This is a genomic window from Pseudomonas sp. I8001 (assembly GCF_013385345.1).
Classification (GTDB): Bacteria; Pseudomonadota; Gammaproteobacteria; order Pseudomonadales; family Pseudomonadaceae; genus Aquipseudomonas.
In genome coordinates this window covers 1-7,741 of the sequence record NZ_JACAQC010000067.1, presented here as the reverse complement: position 1 = coordinate 7,741, position 7,741 = coordinate 1, and the positions used below count along the sequence as shown (strand labels likewise).

Below are 7,741 nucleotides of genomic sequence, written 5' to 3'. Positions count from 1 at the left end.
GTAGCTTTTGATTTTGCTCTTCAACACTCAAGCCTAGGCGAGGAGCCGAGTGGTGGGGCAAGAGCGTTTTGCTTACTTTTGACTGGGCCGGCATTCCGGCTTTTCGAAAGTGAGCGGAACCCATATCAGCCATAACAAAAATAACGGATATGTACACCACCCCAAAAAGCCCTACCGCAAGGGCCCCAAAACCTGCCGATACCGCTCCACCCCCTGGCCCGTCTCCCGCACCAGAACCACCTCGATCCCCAGCGGTTCATCCTGCCGATTCCCACTCAACTGCCGCCACCCCTTGTCCCAAACCCGCACCTGCAAATCCCTGACCTGCCCAAGCACCGCCACCGCATCCCGGGGCGCCGGCAGCGGATACCGATCCCGCGCCGGTGCAGCTGCCCGGTACAGCGTGTCGCCCTTGAGCCACCACCGCACCCGCTGCAACCCATCCCCAGGAATCGGAGCCGTACGGATCACCTCCAGCCGAAACCCCTTGCTGTCCGAACTCCTCACCGACACCGCCGCCAACCCGCCAGGCTTCGGCGCGTCTTCGCCAATCGGCGGCCCCAACTCAACCCCCGCGCGCAAGCTCACATCCAGCTGCATCTGGTTCAGCGCCCGCAACAACACTTCAGTCTGCTCACTGCTGGCCTGCAAATGCTGATCAGCCCGGGTCACGCTGTCCAACCCGCGCCAGGCAATCACACTGACCACCGCCATCAACATGATCGCCACCATCACCTCGATCAGCGTAAAACCCTTCTGGTCACTCATGACTCACCACCCGCAACAACCCCGCCGCATCCCGTTGCAGGCTCAGGCTGTATTGCCCATCCGACAGCACCACCCGCACTGGCGGGTTCACCCATTCAGCATCCAGCACCAATGTTTTCCCGGGCTCGATGCGCACCTGCATCGGCGCACTGTCCCAGGCCCGCGGACGCAGTTGCTGATCGCCGCTGAAGTTCTCCACTCCCAGCCCATCATCGGTCACGCGGCTGAAGCGAAATCCGTTGGCATCGGCTTTCCAGGTAATCGCCCGGCCATCGGCACGCGCCTCGGCCTGGGCCACCTGCAGCAACTGGCTCAAGCGTTCCGCGTCCTTGCGCAGCAGGTGCAGCGGATCAGGCTTGATGCTCAGGCTGATGGCCGCACTGGCGATGCCGATGATCACCAGCACCACCATCAACTCGATCAACGTGAAGCCCTGCTGTTTCATTTTTTGCTCCCTGATCAACCGCTGAAATAAAAAGGTGTGAATTGCCCTGTAGCCTGAGGCGACGGACAAACAGGAGGTCCCGCCCATGGCATTCATCCATCGTTTTTCACCCGCCCATGGCGTCCAGGCCGTGGCGTTGCTGGCGGCGCTGGCAGGGGTTGCGACCTGGACGCCGCTGTTGCTCACGTCGGCCGAGTCCCACACCCCGCAGGCCGCGCCCCAGGCGTTGGCGGCTCGCAGTGACAACCCCGCCGTGCAATGGTTTTCCAATACCCCGGCGGTGATGCAAATCAAGGTCTCCGGGGTGCTTGCCGGGGCGCGTGGGGCGGTGGCGATCCTCAGTCTCAACGACGGCCCGCCCCGCAGCTTTTTGTTGGGTGAACGCCTGAGCCCCGGCGTACGGCTGACGGCCATTGAAGGCGATAGCGTGGAGATCGAGCGCGGCGCGGAAAAAATCCGCGTGCCCCTCGACAAGTTGCCCGACGGGCCGACGTTGCCAAGCCTCATTCGGCAGTAACCGGGCGCTTCACCGGCGGGCGCCCCAGCAGTGTCTCCAGGCGTGCCAGGGGGGGCGCTTCCCGGGTGGCGTCCAGCACCTGCACGCTGACCTGGAACAGGCGCCCATCCGGCCCGTTGCTGATGGTCTGTTCGCAACGCAGTTTCAGCCGGCCCTGGTCGCAGTCGAACGTCTTGCGCCCGGTGCCCACCCGACCTTCCAGGCGCAGCTCCGCCATCCGCCCCTGGGCTGCCAGCAGCGCCATCGACTTGTCCCGCAGCAGGCCGTTGCTGGTGGTCATCAGCCCGGCCACGCGTACCGCCGCCGCCATGGCCACGGCGATGATCGCCAGTGCCACCAACACTTCAATCAGGGTGAAACCTTGCTCGTTGCGGGGCCCGCCCATGGCGTACTCAAAACCGGGAAACAGGCCCGCAGACTAGCCCCGGGAGTTGACCGATTGGCGACCAAAGCTCCCGAGGATTTTCAACATGACTGACATGTGTTCTTGCAACACTGCGCCACGAAATGCACTCAAGCCAAGGAATGTCGACATGGATATCGCACACTTCACGTCAGCGCGCAGGCAGCGCGGTTTCACCCTGATCGAGATCATGGTGGTCGTGGTGATCCTGGGGATTCTGGCGGCGCTGGTGGTGCCCAAGGTGCTCGACCGCCCCGACCAGGCGCGGGCCACAGCGGCCCGGCAGGACATTGGCGGGCTGATGCAGGCCCTGAAACTCTACCGCCTCGACCACGGCTCGTATCCCAGCATGAACCAGGGCTTGAAGGTGCTGGTGGAACGCCCGGCCGATGCGAAAAACAGCAACTGGCGCGCCTACCTCGAACGCTTGCCCAACGACCCGTGGGGCAACCCGTATCACTACCTCAACCCCGGGGCCAACGGCGAAGTGGATGTGTTCTCCCTCGGCGCCGACGGGAAACCTGATGGTGACGGCGTGAATGCCGATATCGGCTCCTGGCAGTTGTAAGGCCGGCGATGAACAGCCATTCGCCCCCAGCGGCGAAGCAGCGCGGCATGGCGATTATCAGTGCCTTGCTGATCGCGGCCGTGGTCGCGGTGCTTGCCGGCGCCATGCTCACCCGGCAAACCGTGTTCACCCGCAGCCTGGAAGCTGAACAACTGCGTATCCAGGGCCAATGGTTGTTGAATGGCGGCCTGGAAACCAGTCGCCAACTCCTGTGGGATGCGCGCCGCCAGGACGTGTTGACCCGGCTCGATCAACCGTGGGCACGGCCCCTCGGCGGTGCTTTCGAGGGGCGGATTGAGGATGAGCAGGGCAAGTTCAACCTGCGCAACCTGGTGACCCAACAACACCCGGACGCCGTGCAATTGCAGAGCTTCGAACGCCTGTGCCAGTTGATCGGCATCGAGCCGGCCGTGAGCCGCCGCATCAGCCGGCGGGTGATCGACTCATACGACCAGCGCGAGCTCGGCGGCTCACTCACCGGCGGTTTCAACAGCAGCCGGGATACCTCGCCCGGTGCCGCCGCGCCATTGATCCCGGCCAAGTACCCGATGTTGCGCAGCATCACCGACCTCAGCGGTATCGAAGGCCTCGACCCGCGCCAACTGCGGCGCATGGCGAGCTATGTCAGCGTGCTGCCCGGCAATACCTGGGTCAACGGCAATACCGCCAGCGCCGAGGTACTCAGCAGCGTGGTGCCGGGGCTCAGCCTGTCCCAGGCCCAGGCACTGGTGGCCGAGCGCGACGGCGGGCGCTGGTTTGTCAATCGCGGGGATTTCGTCAACCGGTTGCGCATGCCACAAGTCGCGGTGGACACGGTGCAGGTGGGGATCACCAGCGAGTGGTTTCGCGTGCACGGCCAGGCGCGCCGCGAGCAGCGTCGGGTCACGCTGGAGGCGTTGCTGTATCGCCCGCAAGACCGTCAGCCCCAGGTGATCTGGTCGCGGGTGGGCGTATGAAGCGTTTGCGCATCGGCTTGCCGCCGCTGGATGAACTCACCACCGAGAGCCAGGTGCAGTTCGCCTGGCTGGACCGCGCCGGGCAGGTCAGCCAGCAGGGCGAGGGCCGCCTGGCGCAATGGGCGAATACCCAGGCGGAGTGTTTTCTGCATCCACGGGACAGCTTGCTGACCAGCCTGGAGCTGCCGCAATTGCCCTCCGCCAAGGTCGACGATGCAGTGACCTGTGCGGCCCAGGCACTGATCCTCGGCCCGCTGGAATTGATGCATGTGGCCCACGGTCCACGGGACAGCAGCGGCCTGGTGCAGGTCGGCTGGTTGCCCAAAAGCAGCCTTGAGCACCTGGGCCGGATAACGACCCAGCTGCAAATCAAAGTGCGCGGGCTGTACCCGGCGCCGTATGCGTTGCCAGTCAGCGGGCAACCGAGCGCGGCATTCAGCGACGGGCATTTGCTGCTGCGCCTCAGTGTCCAGCAGGGTGCGGTGCATCCGTTGGGACAGCCCGCGCTGGATGATCTGCTCGCCACCGGTGTCGATGTGCTCCATGTGGCCGACGATGCCCGTTGGAGCGGTACCGCGCCGGGCTGGGGTTTGCACGGTCGGCTCCAGCAGGCGGCCACCGGTGGCTGGGGCAGGGCGGCGGCCTGCACGGCGCTGGCGGTCGCCATCTGGGCCCTGGGCCTGAACCTCTACGCCGCCCGCCAGGTCGACGAAGGCCAACGCCTCAAGGCGCAGATGAGCCAGCAAGTACGCCAGGCCTTCCCCGAACTGCCGGTGATTCTCAACCCGCTGCAACAAGCCCGTCAGCAACTGGCCGCACGCCAGAGCGGCGCGGCGGCCGAACCTGGGCAGCGCTTTACCGGCTTGCTGGCGCTGGCGGGCAGCAGCCTGCCGTCCATGGCGGGCAGCGTCGAGAGCTTGAGCTACGAGCAAGGCCGCCTGCAGCTGAGCCTGCTGCCGGACGCCCGGACCCCTGCGCTGGCCGCTGACGCGCAGGCGCTGCTGGCCCAGGCCGGGTTCAGCGCCAGTCGCGACGACCAGGGCTGGACAGTCGGCCCGCTCACCGAGCGCGTTGAAGCCGATGCAGACGATGAGGCCGAAGATGAATAAGCGTTGGCAGCGTCTGCGCAGCCAGGCCCAGGTGTTCTGGAACGGCCTGGCCATGCGTGAAAAACGTCTGTTGGCAGGTGCCGGCCTGGTGCTGGCGGGCCTGCTGACCTGGTTGCTGTTGATCCAGCCACCGCTGAAGAAAATCGACTACTGGCAAGCCGAAACTCCGAAACTGCGCAGCCAGGCCGAGGCCTTGCAGGTGCTGCTGCAAGGCGTCGCCCCAGCCCCGCGCAGCAGTGACCTGGAAACCGCCTTGCACCAGTCCCTCGACAACGCCGGGCTGCAGGGCCGCTATCAATTGCAGCCGCAGGACACCGGCAGCTGGCGCCTGACCTTCGACGACGCCCCGGCGGACGCGGTGATCGACTGGCTGCTGGCCAACCCCCGGCCGTTCTCCCTGGAAGTCTCTGCGGCCCGCCTGCAACGCGCAGGCGAGGCCACCCCTTCAAACTCGGCCGGCACCTTGTCCGGGGCCGTTCGCATGGATCAGGCGCCTGGCGCTAAGGAAGCTTCATGAAGTGGTCATTGCCCAACGCTGCGCCTTATCGCAAGGTCGCCCCTTTGCTCTTGTTGGCGCTGGGAGCGTGCAGCAACCCCCAATCCTCCGCGCCGTTGCTGGTGGACAGCGAACTCGGCCAACCCCTGGCCGACACCCGGCGCAGCGGCGACACACCACTGGACCGCCAGCGCGAAACCGTGCCGCCACCCCGGGTGCAACACCCGGTGACCAACAGCGCCCGCAGCCATGGCACCGCACCGGCCAGGGCGCGCAACCCGCTGGGTGATCAACCGGTACAACTGAACTTTGTCGACGCCGATATCCAGGCGGTGGTGCGCGCCTTGTCCCGCGCCACCGGCCAGCAATTCCTGGTGGACCCGCGTGTCAAAGGCAACCTCACGTTGGTCAGCGAAGGCCAGGTACCGGCGCACCAGGCCTACGACATGCTGCTGGCGGCGCTGCGTATGCAGGGCTTCAGCGTGGTCGACGTAGGCGGCGTGGCCCAGGTGGTGCCGGAGGCGGACGCCAAGCTGCTGGGCGGGCCGATCTACAGCGGCGCCAACCCGGGCGGGCAGGGCATGCAGACCCGCACCTTCCGCCTGCAATACGAAAACGCGGTGAACCTGATCCCGGTGCTGCGCCCGATCGTGTCGCCGAACAACCCGATCAACGCCTACCCCGGCAACAACAGCATCGTGATCACCGACTACGCGGAAAACCTGGCGCGGGTGGCACAGATCATCGACGGCATCGACACCCCGAGCGCCATCGACACCGACGTGGTGAAGGTGCAGAACGGCATCGCCGTGGACATCGCCGCCATGGTCTCGGAACTCCTCGAAACCCAGGGCGCCGACCAGACCCAGAAGATCAACGTGATCGGCGACCCGCGCTCCAACTCCATCATCATCCGCGCCGGCAGCCCGGAGCGCACGGAACTGGCGCGCAACCTGATCTACAAGCTCGACAACGCCCAGAGCAACCCGAGCAATATGCACGTGGTGTACCTGCGCAACGCCCAGGCCGGCAAGTTGGCGCAGTCGCTGCGGGGCTTGCTCACTGGTGAGAGCGACACCGGTACCAGTGACAATGCCCGCGGCAAGTTGAGCAGCATGGGCGGCAACACCCAGGGTGGCCAGGGCAGTACCCAGAACAGCAGCGGCACTCCCACCGGCAGCGGCACTGTCCAGCCCAGTGGTTACGGGCAGGACACCAGCAGCACCGGCGCTTCTTCCCCCAGCGACCAGAACACCGCGTTCAGCGCCGGTGGCGTGACGATCCAGGCGGACGCCACCACCAACACCTTGCTGATCTCGGCGCCGGACCCGCTGTATCGCAACCTGCGGGAGGTGATCGACATGCTCGACCAGCGTCGCGCCCAGGTGGTGATCGAGAGCCTGATCGTCGAAGTGGGTGAGGACGACGCCAGCGAGTTCGGGGTGCAGTGGCAGGCGGGGAACCTGGGCGGGAAGGGGGGCTTTGGCGGGGTGAACCTGGGGGGCAGCGGCTTGAATGGAACCCCCACCAGCAAGACCAGCATTGATGTGTTGCCCAAGGGTTTGAACATCGGGCTGGTGAACGGCTCGGTGGACATTCCGGGGATTGGCAAGGTGCTGGACCTCAAGGTGTTGGCCCGGGCGTTGAAGAGCAAGGGCGGGACTAATGTGTTGTCGACGCCGAACCTGCTGACCCTGGATAACGAGGCGGCGAGTATTTTTGTGGGGCAGACGATTCCTTTCGTCACGGGCAGTTATGTGACCGGTGGCGGCGGGACCAGCAATAACCCGTTCCAGACGGTACAGCGGGAGGAGGTGGGGCTGAAGCTGAACGTGCGGCCGCAGATTTCCGAGGGGGGGACGGTGAAGCTGGATATTTATCAGGAGGTCAGCAGCGTCGACACGCGGGCTTCGGTGGATGCCGGGACGGTGACGAACAAGCGGGCGATTGATACGAGTATTTTGCTGGATGACGGGCAGATCATGGTACTTGGCGGGCTGTTGCAGGATGGGTATAGCCAGAGCAATGACGCGGTGCCCTGGTTGTCGGATATTCCGGGGTTGGGGGCGTTGTTCAGGAATGAAAAGCGCAGTGTGACGAAGACTAATTTGATGGTGTTTTTGCGGCCCTACATTATTCGTGACGGTGGGGCGGGGCGCAGTATTACGCTGAATCGCTATGAGTTTATGCGCAGGGCCCAGGGTGGGTTGCAGCCGGAGCATAGTTGGGCGATGCCAGATGTGCAGGCGCCGCAGTTGCCTTCGGTGGATAAGGCGATTCCCGGGGGGCAGGGGGTTAGGGCGGTGATTCGGGCGGTGCCGCGGTGATTTGGGTTTTGGATGGGGGGCATATCCGTTGCTGCGGTAACGGCCACCTATGGTTCCGCTCTTACAGCGGCTCACTTTGGAAAAGCCCCAAAGTAAGCAAAGGGCTCTGCCCCGCCTGTCGGCGCCTCGCTGTGGCTCGGCGTTCCCTCACT

Annotated in this window: 9 protein-coding genes; 6 read left to right on the top strand and 3 right to left on the bottom strand. The window is 65.0% G+C overall.

Annotation, left to right across the window (positions count from 1 at the left end):
- Positions 1-171 precede the first annotated feature (171 nt).
- Both HX839_RS31270 and gspH read right to left on the bottom strand, forming a co-directional pair.
- Entirely contained in the window at positions 172-768 is a 597-nt protein-coding gene (locus HX839_RS31270; protein WP_177068216.1) for a type II secretion system protein GspJ, read from the bottom strand.
- Complete coding sequence (gspH, locus tag HX839_RS31265; protein WP_177068215.1) at positions 761-1,213, bottom strand: type II secretion system minor pseudopilin GspH; 453 nt, start codon at positions 1,211-1,213, stop codon at positions 761-763. Before gspH ends, HX839_RS31270 begins: the two co-directional genes overlap by 8 nt.
- An 85-nt stretch (positions 1,214-1,298) precedes the next feature.
- Between gspH and HX839_RS31260 the strand changes: the two genes are divergently transcribed.
- On the top strand, positions 1,299-1,730 hold the full coding sequence (locus HX839_RS31260; protein WP_087695374.1) for a type II secretion system protein N: 432 nt from the start codon (positions 1,299-1,301) through the stop codon (positions 1,728-1,730).
- Here the strand turns inward: HX839_RS31260 and gspI are convergent.
- Complete coding sequence (gene gspI, locus HX839_RS31255) at positions 1,717-2,115, bottom strand: type II secretion system minor pseudopilin GspI (RefSeq protein WP_177068214.1); 399 nt, start codon at positions 2,113-2,115, stop codon at positions 1,717-1,719. The two genes, HX839_RS31260 and gspI, sit on opposite strands and share 14 nt — an antisense overlap.
- A 148-nt stretch (positions 2,116-2,263) precedes the next feature.
- Between gspI and gspG the strand changes: the two genes are divergently transcribed.
- Genes gspG through gspD form a run of 5 tightly spaced genes read left to right on the top strand, consistent with a single transcriptional unit; the run spans position 2,264 to position 7,589 of the window.
- Positions 2,264-2,701 (top strand): type II secretion system major pseudopilin GspG, encoded by a 438-nt coding sequence (gspG, locus tag HX839_RS31250; RefSeq protein WP_003218660.1) that lies wholly within the window; start codon positions 2,264-2,266, stop codon positions 2,699-2,701.
- A gap of 8 nt (positions 2,702-2,709) precedes the next feature.
- The gene (gspK, locus tag HX839_RS31245) at positions 2,710-3,657 is read left to right on the top strand and encodes a type II secretion system minor pseudopilin GspK (protein ID WP_177068213.1); all 948 of its coding nucleotides are present in this window, start codon (positions 2,710-2,712) and stop codon (positions 3,655-3,657) included.
- Positions 3,654-4,766: a type II secretion system protein GspL gene (gene gspL / locus HX839_RS31240; protein WP_177068212.1), complete on the top strand. Its 1,113-nt coding sequence runs from the start codon at positions 3,654-3,656 to the stop codon at positions 4,764-4,766. The genes gspK and gspL overlap by 4 nt, the downstream gene beginning before the upstream one ends.
- A complete protein-coding gene (gene gspM / locus HX839_RS31235; RefSeq protein ID WP_177068211.1) occupies positions 4,759-5,283 on the top strand; it encodes a type II secretion system protein GspM in 525 nt (174 codons plus the stop codon). Before gspL ends, gspM begins: the two co-directional genes overlap by 8 nt.
- The gene (gene gspD, locus HX839_RS31230; RefSeq protein WP_177068210.1) at positions 5,280-7,589 is read left to right on the top strand and encodes a type II secretion system secretin GspD; all 2,310 of its coding nucleotides are present in this window, start codon (positions 5,280-5,282) and stop codon (positions 7,587-7,589) included. Before gspM ends, gspD begins: the two co-directional genes overlap by 4 nt.
- The last annotated feature ends 152 nt before the right edge of the window (positions 7,590-7,741 follow it).

Bases quoted from the DNA above. Each gene is read 5' to 3' on its own strand.
- HX839_RS31270 (WP_177068216.1), bottom strand. From the start codon at position 768: ATGAGTGACCAGAAGGGTTTTACGCTGATCGAGGTGATGGTGGCGATC.
- gspH (WP_177068215.1), bottom strand. From the start codon at position 1,213: ATGAAACAGCAGGGCTTCACGTTGATCGAGTTGATGGTGGTGCTGGTG.
- HX839_RS31260 (WP_087695374.1), top strand. From the start codon at position 1,299: ATGGCATTCATCCATCGTTTTTCACCCGCCCATGGCGTCCAGGCCGTG.
- gspI (WP_177068214.1), bottom strand. From the start codon at position 2,115: ATGGGCGGGCCCCGCAACGAGCAAGGTTTCACCCTGATTGAAGTGTTG.
- gspG (WP_003218660.1), top strand. From the start codon at position 2,264: ATGGATATCGCACACTTCACGTCAGCGCGCAGGCAGCGCGGTTTCACC.
- gspK (WP_177068213.1), top strand. From the start codon at position 2,710: ATGAACAGCCATTCGCCCCCAGCGGCGAAGCAGCGCGGCATGGCGATT.
- gspL (WP_177068212.1), top strand. From the start codon at position 3,654: ATGAAGCGTTTGCGCATCGGCTTGCCGCCGCTGGATGAACTCACCACC.
- gspM (WP_177068211.1), top strand. From the start codon at position 4,759: ATGAATAAGCGTTGGCAGCGTCTGCGCAGCCAGGCCCAGGTGTTCTGG.
- gspD (WP_177068210.1), top strand. From the start codon at position 5,280: ATGAAGTGGTCATTGCCCAACGCTGCGCCTTATCGCAAGGTCGCCCCT.